The sequence below is a fragment of the Paenibacillus sp. SAF-068 genome, from assembly GCF_051967555.1.
In the GTDB taxonomy this organism is placed as follows: domain Bacteria; phylum Bacillota; class Bacilli; order Paenibacillales; family Paenibacillaceae; genus Paenibacillus.
On the sequence record NZ_JBQCJX010000003.1, the window covers coordinates 694,830 to 710,644 of the forward strand.

Consider the following 15,815-nt stretch of genomic DNA (forward strand, 5'->3'; position numbering starts at 1 on the left):
ACAATGAAACATATTTTATTCGTATGTACAGGCAATACGTGCCGCAGCCCCATGGCAGAGGGGCTTTTGCGAAAACTGGCATCGGAGCGCGGCATTCAGGTAGAGGTTCGTTCCGCAGGTGTGGCAGCTACGTCGGGTATGCCGATTTCCCGTCATGCGGAAGCGGTTTTGAGAGATCATAACGTTGAAGGCCCACCTCATTCCACACAGCTTAGCGCCAACCTGGTCGGTTGGGCAGATCTGGTTCTTACATTAACGCGGAGCCATAAGCAACATGTCATGCAGGTGTTTCCCGACTCCGTCCACAAAACCTATACATTGAAAGAGTATGTGGAGGACGACGAGCAGGTATTAAGAGATGTTCAGGAGTTGGACAGCCTGTTTGCAACGTTGGAGATGAAGCGTGCCCTTGGGCAAGAGATTCTGGCATCAGAGCGTGAGCGAGCCATTGAGATTAGACAACGTATTCCTAGTTTCGATATCTCTGACCCGTTTGGGGGAAGTCGTGATGATTACAATATCGCTGCGGCTGAGATTCGGACGGCATTGGACCGGCTTTTGGATAAGCTGGGATAATTCTGATCCTGCGGGGCAGGTTATAGAAACAGGACATAGGATGTAAATTAACCGTTGATTTTAGACGCGGGTTGTTTTATGATGAAGGGGAAAACAGGGATCCGGTGTAACTGGCGACGAAGTGGGCATAACCACGATGGAGCACCGGAACAAACGGCCGGTCGCCTGGGCAAAAGAGCAATTCTGCGATACCCGCAGACTGCTCTTTTTTTCGTCTTTCATCTGATTATTCGCTATAATAGGTCCTGAGATGCCGTGCAAGAATACGAAGGACAGCCAAGAGACAGCGGGCATGATTTTATCGGGAGGCGATGAGAGGATGACTATAGAGTTAGATTCAGAACAACCCGGATTACAGGAACAGACCGCATCCATTCTGCATGAACTGGCGCTTGCCGGACAGCTTGGGCCTGGACAGATCGTTGTGATCGGTACAAGCACAAGTGAAGTCGCAGGGGCGCGGATTGGTACGAGTGGTGCCATTGAAGTGGCGCAACAGCTTCTTGCGGGTATACGCGAGGTGCAGGAGGAATTCGGTTTTGACACGGTATTCCAATGTTGTGAGCATCTGAATCGTGCGCTGGTCATGGAACGTTCTGTGCTGACTCGTCTGGGATTGACCGAGGTTGGTGCAGTACCCGTGCCCAAGGCCGGAGGTTCAATGGCATCCGCAGCATATCGTTCGCTGACCGATCCATGCCTGGCTGAACATGTGCAGGCCCATGCGGGACTGGACATTGGGGAGACCATGATTGGCATGCATCTCCGGCATGTAGCCGTACCCTTTCGTACAGCGCTCCGCTATGTTGGAGATGCACGTGTAACCACAGCGTTGACCCGTCCAAAGTTAATTGGCGGCGAACGCGCGGTGTATCGTATGGAAGAACAACCAGATTCAACATTTTGTGACTAACATATTCAACCTACTTCACTATACTTGGGAGGAATTTAATCATGGAACAATTGCGCAAGAATGACCCGGCAGTACTGGAAGCGATGAATCTTGAACTGAAACGTCAACAGAACAACATCGAACTGATTGCATCCGAGAACATCGTAAGCGAAGCGGTAATCGAAGCATTGGGATCTGTATTGACCAACAAGTACGCTGAAGGATATCCAGGCAAACGTTACTATGGCGGTTGTGAGCATGTAGACGTCGTTGAAGACATCGCGCGTGATCGTGCCAAAGAATTGTTCGGAGCAGAACACGTGAATGTTCAACCTCACTCCGGCGCACAAGCGAACATGGCAGTATATCTTGCAGCATTGAAACCTGGTGATACTGTACTCGGTATGAACCTTGCCCATGGTGGACACCTCACACACGGTAGCCCGGTTAACGCTTCCGGTTTGCTGTACAACTTTGTAGCATACGGCGTACAGGAAGATACATTCCTGATTGATTATGATGAAGTGCGCAAAGCGGCTTTCAAACACCGCCCTCGTCTGATCGTTGCAGGGGCAAGTGCATATCCGCGTACCATTGATTTTGAAAAGCTGGCTTCCATCGCCAATGATGTAGGTGCTTTGTTCATGGTGGATATGGCTCACATCGCAGGATTGGTTGCTGCTGGTCTGCATCCAAACCCGGTTCCACATGCGCATTTCGTAACGACAACAACACACAAAACGCTTCGTGGACCTCGTGGTGGTATGATTCTGTGCCGTAAAGCATGGGCGGCAGCAATTGATAAAGCGGTATTCCCGGGTTCGCAAGGTGGTCCTCTGATGCACGTGATTGCTTCCAAAGCGGTAGCATTCGGAGAAGCTTTGCAACCAGAGTTCAAAACATATGCACAGAACGTTGTGAAAAACGCACAGGTTTTGGCTGAAACCCTGATTGCTGAAGGCTTGAACATCGTATCCGGTGGTACAGATAACCACTTGATGCTGATTGACACACGCAGTGTGAACATCACGGGTAAGGAAGCTGAGCATGTGCTTGATTCCATCGGTATTACCGTGAACAAAAATGCAATTCCATTCGACCCAACCAGCCCGTTTGTAACAAGCGGTATTCGAATTGGTACACCTGCTGCAACTTCCCGTGGAATGAACGAAGAAGCGATGGTAGCGATCGGTAAGATCATTGCCAAAACATTGAAAAATCCAAAAGATACAGCGAAGCTGGATGAAGCCCGTGCAGAAGTGACTGCACTGACAGACCAATTCCCGCTCTATACCGACCTTAAATACTAAAAAACTTTGCTCATGCTGCTTTCTTTTGAGTTTATTTAAATTGGAATACAAAAGACGAAGCTGGCAGAATGCAACCGGAGAAGCGAAGCGCTCGCCATTATCCCTTGATTTTCTCCTTTTATAGGAGATCAAACAAATCAGGGGATAACAGCGATCGAAGGTGCAATCTGCTTGCGGAGCATCACTTGTATTCATATTTTTCCCACTCAATGACATAACAACATGAGCAAAACAGGACCGGATGGATCATTTTCCGGTCCTGTTTTTTATAGGATTCGGTATTCTGTAATGATTGGGTGCCCTTTGATGGTGTAATTCGTTGTTGGTGATGATATAATATACAGGATTTATCGAGCCCATGAATGGTGGCTAGGTATATTTGGAAATGCTGAACATGAAGAACTTACCGGAGGGACAAATTAGATGGGAAAATTAGTAATATGTGATCACCCTTTGATTCAACACAAACTGACGTTTATACGCGACATGCGTACGAATACGAAAGATTTTCGTGAATTGGTGGATGAAGTAGCAACGTTGATGGCTTATGAGATTACAAGAGATGTTGAACTGGAAACGATTGATGTACAGACACCTGTAGCTGCAACACAAGGTAAAGTCATCTCTGGACGCATGCTCGGACTGGTGCCGATTCTGCGTGCAGGACTCGGAATGCTGGATGGCGTTGTGAAATTGTTGCCAGCAGCAAAAGTTGGACATGTTGGTCTGTTCCGTGACCCGGAAACACTGCAACCGGTAGAATACTACACCAAACTGCCTACAGACGTAACAGAGCGTCAATTGATTGTGATCGATCCGATGCTTGCAACAGGCGGTTCGGCAATTGCAGCTATTGACGTGCTCAAAAAACGTGGCTGTACCCAAATCAAAATGATGAACCTGGTGGCAGCACCGGAAGGCGTAAAAGCGGTTCAGGATGCACATCCCGATGTGGATATCTATGTAGCAGCACTGGACGACCGTCTGGATGATCATGGTTATATCGTTCCAGGGCTTGGAGATGCAGGAGACCGTCTATACGGCACTAAATAAGCATATCGCATGCTTGTAATCGGAACTTATAGAAAAGGGGCTTTGCTCGAATGTCCAAGAAAATTAAAGTCATGACGATCTTCGGGGTGCGTCCAGAAGCCATCAAGATGGCTCCGCTTATTTTGGAATTGCAAAAACACCCTGAGTCTATTGAATCTATTGTTTGCGTAACTGCGCAGCATCGCCAGATGTTGGATCAGGTACTTGAAGTTTTCGACATTCATCCCGATTATGATCTGGATGTAATGAAAGACCGCCAGACATTGAATGAGATTACAATTCGTGTCCTTGGCGGTCTGGAGCCGGTGTTAGCGGAAGCTAAACCGGATATTGTACTGGTTCACGGAGATACATTGACTACCTTTGTGGCGAGTTACGCAGCATTTTTGCAACAGATTCAGGTAGGACATGTGGAAGCAGGACTTCGGACGTGGAACAAGCTGTCTCCATATCCCGAAGAGATGAACCGTCAGCTGACGGGCGTACTGGCTGATCTACACTTTGCGCCTACAGACTGGTCTTCTTCCAATCTTGCCAAAGAAAATAAATCAGAGTCTAGTACGTACGTCACAGGCAACACGGTAACAGATGTGTTTCAATATACAGTACGGGAGGACTACACACACCCGGTACTTGATTGGGCCCAAGGCAAACGCCTTGTGCTGATGACAGCTCATCGCCGTGAATCTCAAGGCGAGCCTCACCGCAACATTTTCCAGGCCGTCAAACGGATTGCCGACGAATTTGAAGATATTGCCATCGTGTACCCGGTGCATCCAAGTCCTGCTGTGAAGGAGCCGGCTCACGCGATCTTGGGGAATCATCCCCGTATTCAATTAATTGATCCACTAGACGTGGTGGATTTGCATAACTTTTACCCGCATACTCACTTGATTTTGACCGATTCAGGCGGTTTGCAGGAAGAAGCGCCTTCGTTTGGTGTGCCTGTGCTCGTATTGCGCGATACAACAGAGCGCCCGGAAGGTATTGAAGCTGGAACGTTGGAATTGGTAGGTACCGAAGAGGAACGTGTATATGAACGGACCAAAGCTCTGCTTACAGACAAAACACTATATGCAAGCATGAGTCAGGCTGCTAATCCATACGGTGATGGACATGCTTCGGAAAGAATTGTCAATGCGATTTTGCACCATTTTGGTGTAAATAGTGAGCGTCCGGAATCATTTCACAGAAAATTCAAAAAATAATACAATTTTTCTGACGGATTTATAAAGGGCATAGCATACAGTTAAACTGTACGGTTTACGCGGGTTTATGGGCTTTGATGGTCTGTATTCCCGTCGTTTTCCCCTTTAAAACGCTAAAATCATTCAATTGACAAAGGCTCTCATCATTCAGTAAAATTAACTGGGATTGCAAGGGTGGCGTGGAAAATGGCCGATTCGAACAAACCAAATTCATCCCGTAACCATGACGATAATGTGTGGAAAGCGATGGGACTCGTGACAGCTTTTGGGATCGAGATTGCCATTCTCGCTGTTGCCGGATATTACGCTGGCTCCTGGTTGGACAAGACCATCGGAGGTAACGGAATATGGATCGCCGTAAGCGTTCTCTTTTTTCTTGCGGCAGGCGGTGTAAGCATCTACTTTATCGCGAAAAAATTCATGGGGGAAAGTGATGAGTGAACTAACCAGATACCGCAGATCGATGACTGTTTTCATCATGTACTTTCTTATGATTTGTTTTCTCGCAGCGGCCTTTATGCCACGTGTGGAGACAATTGCTTTGGGACTCGCCCTGGGTACAGGAATTAGCTGGATCAATGCATTTTACTTGGGCTACAAAGTAAGGAAAATGTCTGATGATGCGGCAGAAGGTAACTTGAAGCGTGTGAACCTGGGATTTTTGACAAGAGCGGCACTCGCTGTGCTCGGTATATTCATATCGATGCGCTTTCCGCAGTACTTCAATACATATGCGGTTGCAGGCGGTCTCGTCATTGCACAATTTTCCTTACTGATTATAGGGATTGTCCATTCCCGCAGAGCAGAATGAAGTTAAGGGCTGCAGCTTTCAAGTCGAGAAAGGGGTGAGAAAAATATGCATGAAGCTCCAATTATTATGCTTGGCGGATTTCGACTGGATCTATCGGTTCTGTTGATGCTGGTTGTTACAGGTGCAATTGTTTTTATTTTTGCTGTACTGGCAACACGGAGATTATCCGTTGAAAATCCCGGCAAGCTGCAAAATTTTATGGAGTGGGCAGTAGAATTCGTCCGCAATCTGATTTCCAGCACGATGGATATGAAGAAAGGTAAACACTTTATCTCTCTCGCTCTTTCCATGATTATGTTCATTTTTGTAGGGAATATGCTAGGTCTTCCGCTCGTGGCTGTATCTGAGGTAACAGATGTTAATCAGGCACAGGTATTCGGTAAGCCGATTGTTACAGCGGTGGAGGCGTTTGAAGAAGCGCATGCCAAGGATCCTGAAGCACACCCGCACGTTGAACTGGCTTGGTGGAAATCACCGACAGCCGACTTGTCTGTAACGATGGGACTCGCTCTCGTAGCGTTCCTTGTATCTCATGGACTAGGATTGTTCCGCAACACAAAAGGGTATCTCCAGCATTACCTTAAGCCATTCGCCTTGTTCTTGCCAATCAACTTGATTGAGACGGCATCCAAGCTGTTGACACACGGTATGCGTCTATTCGCGAATATCTTCGCGGGTGAGGTACTGATTGCAACGATCCTGAAACTGACCACATTCAAAGTGTTTGGTGCTATCGCAGCAATTCCGCTGTTAATGGTGTGGCAAGGCTTCAGTATCTTTATCGGCGCAATCCAGGCATTTGTGTTTGTTATCTTGATGATGGTGTACATTTCACAGAGCATCGAGACGCACGACGAGCATTAAGTTTCAAGCCCTACGAAGAATTCTTCACCAGGCTGAACAATAAAAAATTCGATTTATCATTTTAAGGAGGATATACAAATGGGAGCAATGGCATTAATCGCAGCAGCAATTGTTGCAGGACTGGGCGCGTTTGGCGCAGGTATTGGTAACGGTATGGTAATCAGCAAAACGGTGGAAGGTATTGCCCGTCAACCGGAAGCAAAATCCACTCTTCAAACAACAATGTTTATCGGTGTAGGTTTGATCGAGGTATTGCCGATCATCGGTGTGGTACTCGCGTTCATGTTCTACGGTATGGCTTAATTAAATTTTAAAGGTTTGGCGGGGAAGGCCATAGCCATCCGCGCCTTCTTTTTAGGTAATGTCCGTTCTAACGGATGACGTTTTAAGGATACCTCCAGGAAGGAGTGAACAGATTGAGTTTCATATGGGAAAATACGCTTCTTGCGATTGTTGCATTTGCAATTTTATACTGGCTGCTTAGCCGTTATGCCTTCGGGCCTTTGTTCTCCATTATGGAAAAACGTCGTGAACTCGTGATGACGCAGATGAATGAGGCTGCACAGACTCGGGAACAGGCCATTGCCTATGTGGAGGAACAAAAACAAGCTCTTGAGCAAGCGCGTCAAGATGCTTACGACATCATTGAACAGTCCAAACAAACGGGTGGCAAACAAGCTGAATCGATTTTGGCTGATGCGAAAGCTGAAGCTAATCGTCTGAAAGACGATGCAGTACGCGAAATCGAGAGCGAGAAGAACAAAGCAGTCGCAGCGCTTCGCAGCGAACTGGGTACAGCTTCCGTTCAGATTGCATCCAAATTGATCAAAAAAGAAGTTGAGAACGGTCCTGCACAAGAAGAGCTTGTGAACCAATACCTCAATGAGGTAGGAGGCCGACAATGAGCCGCGATACGATTGTTGCCAAGCGTTATGCGAAAGCATTGTTCGAAGTTGCTCTTCAGCAGCAGCAGGTGCTTGAGGTTGAACAGGAACTGGTTGCAGTAGTCAGTGCATTGACCGGAGATGCAGATATCGAGAAATTTATCGTATCCCCTAATATCTCTGATGAAGCCAAGCAGAACGTGATTCACTCAAGTCTTGATGGCAAGGTATCCGATTCAGTCCTTCGTACAGTCTTGTTGTTGATTGAGCGCGGACGCGTTGAATTGCTGGGAGACTTGCTGAATGATTATCGGAAGATCCAAGGTGAGTCGCTGGGCATCGCTGATGCACTTGTCTACTCGACTTATGCGTTGAATGATGAAGAAAAAGAAGCGGTAGCCCGTGAATTCGGTGGCCGTGTGAATAAAAAGATTCGTATCGAGAACATTGTTGATCCGACTCTGCTGGGCGGATTGAAAGTCGCCATTGGCGATACGATCTATGACGGCAGCTTGGCTGGCAAGCTCGAACGTCTTGAGCAGTCTTTTAACAGACGAGTACAGTAGATTGGGGTGAGGACACTTGAGTATCAAACCAGAAGAAATCAGTACATTAATTAAGAGCCAAATCGAACAATACAAGACCGATATCGATGTAGTCGAAGTCGGAACGGTAATCGAGGTTGGTGATGGTATCGCTCGTGTTTACGGACTTGAGAACGTCATGTCCAACGAGTTGGTTGAATTTCCAAGCGGTGTTATGGGACTCGCCATGAACGTGGAAGAAAGCAATGTCGGTGTCGTTATCCTGGGACCTTACTACGATATTCGTGAAGGTGACCAAGTGAAACGTACCGGTCAAATCATGCAAGTGCCTGTAGGCGAAGCATTGATTGGACGCGTTGTTAATCCGCTCGGTATTCCTGTAGATGGCAAAGGGCCAATCGCTACAACGGAATTCCGTCCGGTTGAAGGTAAAGCACCAGGCGTAATGGATCGTAAATCGGTTCATGAGCCGATGCAAACAGGTATCAAAGCCATTGATGCAATGGTACCAATCGGTCGTGGACAACGTGAGTTGATCATCGGTGACCGTCAAACAGGTAAAACATCCATCGCAATTGATGCGATCCTGAACCAAAAAGGTAGCGGCATGAAGTGTATCTATGTAGCTATTGGTCAGAAACAGTCTACGGTTGCTCAAGTTGTGGAAACTCTTCGTCGTAAAGGCGCAATGGAGTACACGATTGTTGTAACTGCAGCAGCTTCCGATCCATCACCACTCTTGTACATCGCACCGTATTCCGGTTGTTCGATGGGTGAGTACTTCATGTACAAAGGCGAGCACGTTCTGGTTATCTACGATGACTTGACCAAACAAGCCTCTGCATACCGTGAGCTTTCCTTGTTGCTTCGTCGTCCACCGGGCCGTGAGGCTTATCCGGGTGACGTCTTCTACCTGCACTCCCGTTTGCTGGAGCGTGCTGCGAAGCTGAATGATGAACTTGGTGGTGGTTCTTTAACCGCACTTCCGTTTATTGAAACACAAGCTTCCGACGTATCGGCATACATTCCAACGAACGTAATCTCCATCACGGACGGACAAATCTTCCTGGAAGCTGACTTGTTCAATGCTGGACAACGCCCGGCGATCAACGTAGGTATTTCCGTATCCCGTGTTGGTGGTTCTGCTCAGATCAAAGCGATGAAAAAGGTTGCAGGTTCCCTGCGTCTCGATCTGGCTCAATATCGTGAGCTTCAAGCGTTCTCCCAGTTCGGTTCCGATCTGGATAAAGCGACTCAGGCCCGCCTGAATCGTGGTGCGCGTATGATGGAAATCCTGAAGCAAGGTGTTAACCAGCCTCTGCCTGTAGAACAACAGGTTGTCAGCTTGTACACTGCAGTTAAAGGATTCCTGGATGAGATTCCAACAGGTGATGTTACTCGTTTCGAGCGTGAGTTCCTCGCGTTCATGGAGAGCAGCCATCCGGAGATTCTTGCATCCATCCGTGATACAAAAGAATTGACTGCAGACAATGAAAATGCACTGAAAGGTGCAATTGAGAAGTTCAGAAAGAGCTTTGCTGTCTCTGTCTAAATAAATGATTGCAGGTGCGGAGTTGTCTAACCGATTCCGCATGTCTGCATGTAAAACTTTGACTCTGTCAAAAAAGATGATGCTTACGATGTAGTTTTGACTCTGTCAAAACTAGTGGTGATGCTTACGAAGTAACTTTGACTCCGTCAAAGTTTTGAGGTGGTGAAATCATGGCAAAAGGCATGCGCGAAATTAAGCGGCAAATTAAAAGCGTACAAAGCACCAAGCAGATCACCAAAGCAATGGAGATGGTAGCTGCTGCAAAACTGCGTAAAGCGCAGGAAAAAGCGGAAGCAGCCCGTCCTTATTCGGAGAAACTGAAAGAAGTTGTAGCGAGTATTGCATCAAGCACGCAAGGCATACAGCATCCGATGCTGGAGAGCCGTCCGGTTAAAAAGACAGCTTACCTGATCATTACATCGGACCGTGGTCTTGCAGGTGGATACAATGCGAACGTTTTGCGTCAGGTTAATCAGACGCTCAAAGAGCGCCACAACTCCCAGGATGACTACGAATTGTTCGTCATTGGACGTAAAGGACGCGATTACTTCAGACGTCGTGAAATTGCGATGGCATCCACAACAACGGATCTGTCGGATTCGCCTTCATTTGCAGACATCAAATCCATCGCACACGAAGCTGTTCATGGGTTTGAACTGGCTGAATTTGATGAATTGTACATTTGTTATAACCGCTTTGTGAATGCGTTGACCCAGATTCCTACGGTTGAAAAACTTCTTCCAATGGAAACACCTGAGGTAACTGCTGCGGAAGGACCAACGGCGAGCTACGAATACGAGCCGTCTGCTGAAGCTGTACTGGAGGTTTTGCTTCCGCGTTATGCGGAAACGCTGATCTATGGTGCACTTCTGAACGGTAAGGCAAGTGAGCTGGGCGCGAAAATGACGGCAATGGGTAATGCAACCAAAAATGCATCGAAACTCATAAATGACTTGTCATTGACCTATAACCGTGCCCGTCAAGCGGCGATTACGCAGGAGATTACGGAAATTGTGGCAGGTGCCAACGCAGCACAAGGCTAACCGTTTTTTTATTAATGAAGGCTTGCAGAGCAAAGATAAACGAACGGTACATTATTTTTGCAAAAGTAGCAGGCTTGTAGGAGGGGAACGTTAAGATGAACAAAGGACGCGTTGTGAGCATCATGGGTCCGGTTGTTGACGTCGAGTTTGATCGCGGCGGTCTGCCGGAAATCCTCAATGCCATTACGATCACTACAGTAAGTGAGAGCGGCGTTAGTGTAAACCTTACACTCGAAGCTTCAAAACATCTGGGTGACAACCGAGTACGTTGTATTGCGATGTCCTCCACGGATGGACTTGTTCGTGGTATGGAAGCTTTAGATACAGGAGCACCAATCTCTGTACCCGTCGGAGAAGCAACACTGGGTCGTGTATTTAACGTACTCGGTGAAGCAATTGATACTGGCGGTGCCGTAGCTTCTGAGCACAAAAATCCGATTCACCGTTCAGCACCTGCATTTGATGAACTGACTACCCAAGCAGAGATGCTGGAGACAGGAATCAAAGTTATCGACTTGCTTGCCCCTTACGCTAAGGGTGGTAAAATCGGCCTCTTCGGTGGTGCCGGTGTAGGTAAGACGGTAACGATTCAGGAATTGATCAACAACATCGCACAAGAGCACGGCGGTATCTCCGTATTCGCGGGTGTTGGTGAGCGTACACGTGAAGGTAATGACTTGTATCACGAGATGAGTGATTCCGGCGTTATCAACAAAACAGCAATGGTCTTCGGACAAATGAACGAGCCTCCAGGCGCACGTCTTCGTGTTGCCCTCACAGGTCTGACGATGGCGGAATATTTCCGTGATGAAGAAGGCCGTGACGTGTTGCTCTTTATCGATAACATCTTCCGTTTCACCCAAGCGGGTTCAGAAGTATCCGCCTTGCTTGGACGTATGCCTTCCGCGGTTGGTTACCAGCCTACGCTGGCAACAGAAATGGGTCAACTGCAAGAACGTATCACTTCAACGAAAAAAGGTTCTGTAACATCCATCCAGGCCATCTACGTGCCTGCGGATGACTACACTGACCCGGCTCCTGCAACGACGTTTGCCCACTTGGATGCAACGACGAACCTGGAGCGTAAAATTTCCGAGATGGGTATCTACCCTGCGGTAGATCCGCTGGCTTCCAGCTCCCGGATCTTGTCCCCTGAAGTTGTAGGTGAAGAACACTACAGCGTAGCTCAAGGCGTTAAACGTATCTTGGCGCGTTACAATGAATTGCAAGATATCATTGCAATCCTGGGTATGGACGAGTTGAGTGAGGAAGACAGAGCGCTTGTATATCGTGCTCGTAAAATCCAACGTTTCTTGTCCCAGCCTTTCCACGTTGCTGAAGCATTTAACGGTATTCCGGGTAAATACGTTCCGGTTAAAGAAACGGTGCGCAGCTTTAAAGAGATTCTCGAAGGTAAGTATGATGATCTTCCGGAAGCAGCTTTCCTCTTTGTTGGTACAATTGAAGAGGCAGTGGAGAAAGCCAAAACACTGGTTTAGTCTGAATCCAGGATTGTCCTTATGCGGGCTATCCTTCGGATAGTTTCAGGAGGGATGGAATTGAGCACCTTTTTGTTGGAAATCGTAACACCCGAGCGTCTGGTGTATTCAGAACAAGTGGATAGCATCACGGCTCGTGGTATTGAAGGGGAACTGGGCATTCTGCCAGGTCATATTCCTATGGTTACACCTTTGCAGATTGCACCAATCTATATTCGTAACGGAAAAGAAAATAAACAAGTTGCTATCGGTGGCGGGTTTATTGAAGTACGTAAAGATAAGGTTGTTGTACTCGCAGAGAGTGCTGAATTCCCGGAAAACATTGATGTGGATCGTGCGCGTGCGGCGAAAGAGCGGGCAGAACGTCGGCTTGCAAGCCAAAGCAATCAGGATCACTTTGATCACCGTCGTGCAGAGATTGCGCTGCAAAAAGCGGTTAACCGGATTAATGTATTTGGCAAATAAACGATTCTTGGAAGCCCGGCGGATTAATCTGCCGGGCTTTTTTGAGTTTGTTTAATAGAATGGTTTGATCGAATATATCAAAGTGGCTGGCCACAAATTCCATAGGTCCTTCAGTAAACAGAAGTATTTTAAGCAAATGATTCACCAATTATGAGGATTTGAATAGAATGTAGGACTAAAGTAATGGGCGCATTTACCACTAAGAGAACCATTTTTTTCATAAGAGATTTAAAATTATTTCCGAGGAAATGACAGAATCGATATCGAAATAGCGCTCTTTTATGTCGTTTTAGTCACAAAATCCCGTCCTTTTAAAATTAAAATATTTTAGAAGTGGAAATCAATGTAATTGACAATGTATGATGAAAGAGCCTATATTCCATAGAGTCAGCAGAAGCAGGAAGCTGCGTAGTAGATTCCATAGTCATGCACTGCCGGATTGTTGCTGCTCGCTCTTTGGGCATCAGGGGATTCCTGCTTGGCAGGAGTAAAACTGACAGTACGCTCAGTATTTTGTGTTTAAGACATTCCAGTATACTAACAAGTTATGGGTGCCAGGCATATGATATGCTGACTGCTGCAACAAATGTGGAGGTAAAGAATATATGGATACTGATCTGACGAATCAGGTGAACCAGGCGTTAAGCACCAATGGCTTGGTTTCGATCATCGTCTCTCTTTTATGTATTGCGTTGTCATGGTGGGCTTTGACAAATCTCAAATTGGATTTAATTATCAGACAGCCAAGAGGTGCTCAAGGAAGACTGTTACATTTGTTGCTCGCCATTATCTTGGGGCATGCCGTTGCTGGCTTTGTCATTGACTACTTGTCCTGGACTCAAATGTTGCGTAATTTGTTTTAATGTTGAGATGGTTGGTTAATCATCTGTTAGGCCCTTGAAGGAGCTCATTGTCGAATAACATCGATTAATTGTGTTAACAATTAGAGTATGAGTTGTCGGTAAAGAAATTAAGAAAAAAGTGTGACGTAAAATTGGATGAATTTGAGATGTTTTATGTAAAAAATGCTTGTATCGTACAAATCAACAATGTTATGATGGAAGTTAGGGAATTCACAATTGTTCACTTATTTTGTAGTTATAAACGGGATATCCGGTTCATGCCGGCTAATAACCATCCCACTCTGTCTGTTCTGATGCTTTGCTGGCTTGTAGGACACTGATTTTACATGCTGAATAGCAAGATGCACGGCACATGGTATCATTGATATGGATTATAAAAACCAATTCTTTTCTGAACAGACATCTGTGGCAATATGCCAGTTTATGTCGAAATTCCACACACAGCAACAGTCCTTTCTACACACAGTGGGGCTTACGTATTCCGGAATGAAGAAAAGGGAATAAAAGCGCGGAGGGAACCATGATGAGCAAATTTATCGTCCGCGGTGGCAAAAGGTTGACCGGAAGTGTCAAAGTTAGCGGCGCTAAAAATTCTGTTCTTCCGATCATCGCTGCCTCTCTCTTAGGGGAAGAAGGACAAAGCGTTATTATTGACGCGCCTCCTCTAGACGATGTGATGACGATTAACAAGGTGTTGGAATCGCTGGGAGCGGGAGTTACATACCGGGACGAAGTGATTACCGTAAATGCGGAGAAACTTACTTCCTGTGAAGCCCCGTATGAATGGGTTAGTAAAATGCGGGCGTCTTTCCTGGTCATGGGGCCTTTGTTGACGCGAATGGGTCATACAAGAATCTCACTTCCTGGTGGATGTGCCATCGGTACACGGCCTATTGATCAGCATTTGAAGGGTTTTGAAGCCATGGGCGCAGAGATCAGCTTGGGCCAAGGTTACATCGAAGCTCGTAGCCAAGGACGGTTGCGTGGCGCGAAAATTTATCTGGATGTGGCTTCCGTAGGTGCCACTCAAAATATTATGATGGCTGCAACATTGGCCGAAGGTGTGACTGTTCTGGAGAACGCGGCCAAAGAACCTGAGATTGTGGATCTTGCCAACTTCCTGAATGGAATGGGTGCCATTGTACGTGGTGCTGGTACTGGAGTGATCCGCATTGAAGGTGTGGAGAAACTGTCAGGCGTTACACACACCGTTATTCCGGATCGGGTAGAAGCTGGTACGTATATGGCTGCTGCTGCAATTTCTGGCGGTGACGTGTATATTGAAGGTGCAATTTCTGATCACTTAGGTTCCGTTATCGCGAAGCTTGAAGAGATGGGTGTAACGATCCAACCGGATGAGAATGGCGTGCGTGTAATCGCAGATCGTCCTCTTAAGGCTGTGGATGTGAAAACATTACCTTACCCAGGATTCCCGACAGATATGCAATCTCAGATGATGGCTCTTTTGCTCGCATCTGAAGGAACCAGTGTCGTGACAGAGACTGTTTTTGAAAACCGCTTCATGCATGTGGATGAGTTCCAATTGATGAATGCGGAGATCAAAGTTGAAGGACGTTCGTCCATCATCACAGGTAATGCCAAACTGAAGGGTGCCAAAGTAACGGCTACCGATTTGCGTGCGGGTGCCGCACTCATTATTGCAGGTCTTGTTGCTGAAGGTACAACGGAAGTTGGTGGTGTTCATCACATCGACCGTGGCTATGTACATCTCGCTGAGAAGCTTAACGGACTTGGCGCTGACATCTATCGGATCTCGGTTGATGAGCCTAAGCTGGAAGCAACCAAAGCACCTAGTGAAAAGGTGGAGAAAGAAGTGCCGATGTTTAAGGTGCAACCAACTCTGGCTTAACACTGGATTGAATAGAAAAAATATGGTCCCCCTATTATGAGTCACACAGTTGTGTGGATTATGAATGCGATGGAACGTATATTGTAAAAATGATAAAGCTAAGCCATCTGGCTTGGCTTTTTTTGTGTTTACTTTTCAGAAGACAACGAGATATTTGATACCTGATTCTATTAATAGCTGGTCCTAACTTGTATAGCATAACATCGTATTCTGTATCCATCCTGAACCAAATGAAAGAGCGTACTTTATATAGGGTGTTGGGTCCAGCTAAACACCGGTATTCAGCGACAGATCAACGTTTCTAAGATGTACATAGCAAAAGAAAACAGGAAATTGCACAGAACGAAAAGAGACTCGTTTCTCTTAAATCAGGTTCTATC

At 46.6% G+C, this 15,815-nt stretch carries 17 protein-coding genes and 1 riboswitch; all 17 genes read left to right on the forward strand.

What is annotated here, in order from left to right:
* The first annotated feature begins 3 nt into the window (after nucleotides 1–3).
* The 17 genes from ACTHPG_RS20725 (at nucleotide 4) to murA (ending at nucleotide 15,435) form a co-directional block, all read left to right on the forward strand.
* Complete coding sequence (locus tag ACTHPG_RS20725) at nucleotides 4–576, forward strand: low molecular weight protein arginine phosphatase (RefSeq protein WP_339238201.1); 573 nt, start codon at nucleotides 4–6, stop codon at nucleotides 574–576.
* A 96-nt stretch (nucleotides 577–672) separates the two neighbouring features.
* A riboswitch (ZMP/ZTP riboswitch) is annotated at nucleotides 673–754 on the forward strand.
* A 141-nt stretch (nucleotides 755–895) separates the two neighbouring features.
* Entirely contained in the window at nucleotides 896–1,489 is a 594-nt protein-coding gene (locus ACTHPG_RS20730) for a TIGR01440 family protein (protein WP_169479777.1), read from the forward strand.
* A gap of 41 nt (nucleotides 1,490–1,530) precedes the next feature.
* Nucleotides 1,531–2,778: a serine hydroxymethyltransferase gene (glyA, locus tag ACTHPG_RS20735; protein ID WP_253441329.1), complete on the forward strand. Its 1,248-nt coding sequence runs from the start codon at nucleotides 1,531–1,533 to the stop codon at nucleotides 2,776–2,778.
* A 423-nt stretch (nucleotides 2,779–3,201) separates the two neighbouring features.
* Nucleotides 3,202–3,831 (forward strand): uracil phosphoribosyltransferase, encoded by a 630-nt coding sequence (upp, locus tag ACTHPG_RS20740; RefSeq protein WP_017691929.1) that lies wholly within the window; start codon nucleotides 3,202–3,204, stop codon nucleotides 3,829–3,831.
* A 50-nt stretch (nucleotides 3,832–3,881) separates the two neighbouring features.
* On the forward strand, nucleotides 3,882–5,039 hold the full coding sequence (gene wecB, locus ACTHPG_RS20745) for a non-hydrolyzing UDP-N-acetylglucosamine 2-epimerase (protein WP_253441328.1): 1,158 nt from the start codon (nucleotides 3,882–3,884) through the stop codon (nucleotides 5,037–5,039).
* A gap of 186 nt (nucleotides 5,040–5,225) precedes the next feature.
* A complete protein-coding gene (locus ACTHPG_RS20750) occupies nucleotides 5,226–5,480 on the forward strand; it encodes an AtpZ/AtpI family protein (protein ID WP_024632723.1) in 255 nt (84 codons plus the stop codon).
* On the forward strand, nucleotides 5,473–5,850 hold the full coding sequence (locus ACTHPG_RS20755) for an ATP synthase subunit I (RefSeq protein WP_062836961.1): 378 nt from the start codon (nucleotides 5,473–5,475) through the stop codon (nucleotides 5,848–5,850). The genes ACTHPG_RS20750 and ACTHPG_RS20755 overlap by 8 nt, the downstream gene beginning before the upstream one ends.
* Nucleotides 5,851–5,895: 45 nt before the next feature.
* Nucleotides 5,896–6,714, forward strand: a complete 819-nt coding sequence (gene atpB, locus ACTHPG_RS20760) for a F0F1 ATP synthase subunit A (protein ID WP_124116536.1) — start codon at nucleotides 5,896–5,898, stop codon at nucleotides 6,712–6,714.
* A 78-nt stretch (nucleotides 6,715–6,792) separates the two neighbouring features.
* Nucleotides 6,793–7,017, forward strand: coding sequence for a F0F1 ATP synthase subunit C (atpE, locus tag ACTHPG_RS20765; RefSeq protein ID WP_017691934.1), 225 nt, complete (start codon nucleotides 6,793–6,795; stop codon nucleotides 7,015–7,017).
* A 113-nt stretch (nucleotides 7,018–7,130) separates the two neighbouring features.
* A complete protein-coding gene (gene atpF / locus ACTHPG_RS20770; RefSeq protein WP_036612568.1) occupies nucleotides 7,131–7,619 on the forward strand; it encodes a F0F1 ATP synthase subunit B in 489 nt (162 codons plus the stop codon).
* Nucleotides 7,616–8,164: a F0F1 ATP synthase subunit delta gene (locus ACTHPG_RS20775; RefSeq protein WP_440391327.1), complete on the forward strand. Its 549-nt coding sequence runs from the start codon at nucleotides 7,616–7,618 to the stop codon at nucleotides 8,162–8,164. Before atpF ends, ACTHPG_RS20775 begins: the two co-directional genes overlap by 4 nt.
* 16 nt (nucleotides 8,165–8,180) lie before the next feature.
* The gene (atpA, locus tag ACTHPG_RS20780) at nucleotides 8,181–9,695 is read left to right on the forward strand and encodes a F0F1 ATP synthase subunit alpha (protein ID WP_047840700.1); all 1,515 of its coding nucleotides are present in this window, start codon (nucleotides 8,181–8,183) and stop codon (nucleotides 9,693–9,695) included.
* A 170-nt stretch (nucleotides 9,696–9,865) separates the two neighbouring features.
* Nucleotides 9,866–10,738: an ATP synthase F1 subunit gamma gene (atpG, locus tag ACTHPG_RS20785; protein WP_036612560.1), complete on the forward strand. Its 873-nt coding sequence runs from the start codon at nucleotides 9,866–9,868 to the stop codon at nucleotides 10,736–10,738.
* Between the two features lie 95 nt (nucleotides 10,739–10,833).
* The gene (atpD, locus tag ACTHPG_RS20790) at nucleotides 10,834–12,237 is read left to right on the forward strand and encodes a F0F1 ATP synthase subunit beta (RefSeq protein ID WP_440391328.1); all 1,404 of its coding nucleotides are present in this window, start codon (nucleotides 10,834–10,836) and stop codon (nucleotides 12,235–12,237) included.
* A gap of 60 nt (nucleotides 12,238–12,297) precedes the next feature.
* Nucleotides 12,298–12,702, forward strand: a complete 405-nt coding sequence (locus tag ACTHPG_RS20795) for a F0F1 ATP synthase subunit epsilon (RefSeq protein WP_062836965.1) — start codon at nucleotides 12,298–12,300, stop codon at nucleotides 12,700–12,702.
* Nucleotides 12,703–13,307: 605 nt separating this feature from the next.
* The gene (locus ACTHPG_RS20800) at nucleotides 13,308–13,565 is read left to right on the forward strand and encodes a DUF1146 family protein (protein WP_017691941.1); all 258 of its coding nucleotides are present in this window, start codon (nucleotides 13,308–13,310) and stop codon (nucleotides 13,563–13,565) included.
* A 523-nt stretch (nucleotides 13,566–14,088) separates the two neighbouring features.
* Nucleotides 14,089–15,435: a UDP-N-acetylglucosamine 1-carboxyvinyltransferase gene (gene murA, locus ACTHPG_RS20805; RefSeq protein WP_278299125.1), complete on the forward strand. Its 1,347-nt coding sequence runs from the start codon at nucleotides 14,089–14,091 to the stop codon at nucleotides 15,433–15,435.
* The last annotated feature ends 380 nt before the right edge of the window (nucleotides 15,436–15,815 follow it).

Bases quoted from the DNA above. Each gene is read 5' to 3' on its own strand.
- wecB (WP_253441328.1), top strand. From the start codon at position 3,882: ATGTCCAAGAAAATTAAAGTCATGACGATCTTCGGGGTGCGTCCAGAA.
- ACTHPG_RS20730 (WP_169479777.1), top strand. From the start codon at position 896: ATGACTATAGAGTTAGATTCAGAACAACCCGGATTACAGGAACAGACC.
- atpE (WP_017691934.1), top strand. From the start codon at position 6,793: ATGGGAGCAATGGCATTAATCGCAGCAGCAATTGTTGCAGGACTGGGC.
- upp (WP_017691929.1), top strand. From the start codon at position 3,202: ATGGGAAAATTAGTAATATGTGATCACCCTTTGATTCAACACAAACTG.
- atpB (WP_124116536.1), top strand. From the start codon at position 5,896: ATGCATGAAGCTCCAATTATTATGCTTGGCGGATTTCGACTGGATCTA.
- glyA (WP_253441329.1), top strand. From the start codon at position 1,531: ATGGAACAATTGCGCAAGAATGACCCGGCAGTACTGGAAGCGATGAAT.
- ACTHPG_RS20800 (WP_017691941.1), top strand. From the start codon at position 13,308: ATGGATACTGATCTGACGAATCAGGTGAACCAGGCGTTAAGCACCAAT.
- ACTHPG_RS20755 (WP_062836961.1), top strand. From the start codon at position 5,473: ATGAGTGAACTAACCAGATACCGCAGATCGATGACTGTTTTCATCATG.
- ACTHPG_RS20725 (WP_339238201.1), top strand. From the start codon at position 4: ATGAAACATATTTTATTCGTATGTACAGGCAATACGTGCCGCAGCCCC.
- atpD (WP_440391328.1), top strand. From the start codon at position 10,834: ATGAACAAAGGACGCGTTGTGAGCATCATGGGTCCGGTTGTTGACGTC.
- murA (WP_278299125.1), top strand. From the start codon at position 14,089: ATGAGCAAATTTATCGTCCGCGGTGGCAAAAGGTTGACCGGAAGTGTC.
- ACTHPG_RS20750 (WP_024632723.1), top strand. From the start codon at position 5,226: ATGGCCGATTCGAACAAACCAAATTCATCCCGTAACCATGACGATAAT.
- ACTHPG_RS20775 (WP_440391327.1), top strand. From the start codon at position 7,616: ATGAGCCGCGATACGATTGTTGCCAAGCGTTATGCGAAAGCATTGTTC.
- atpG (WP_036612560.1), top strand. From the start codon at position 9,866: ATGGCAAAAGGCATGCGCGAAATTAAGCGGCAAATTAAAAGCGTACAA.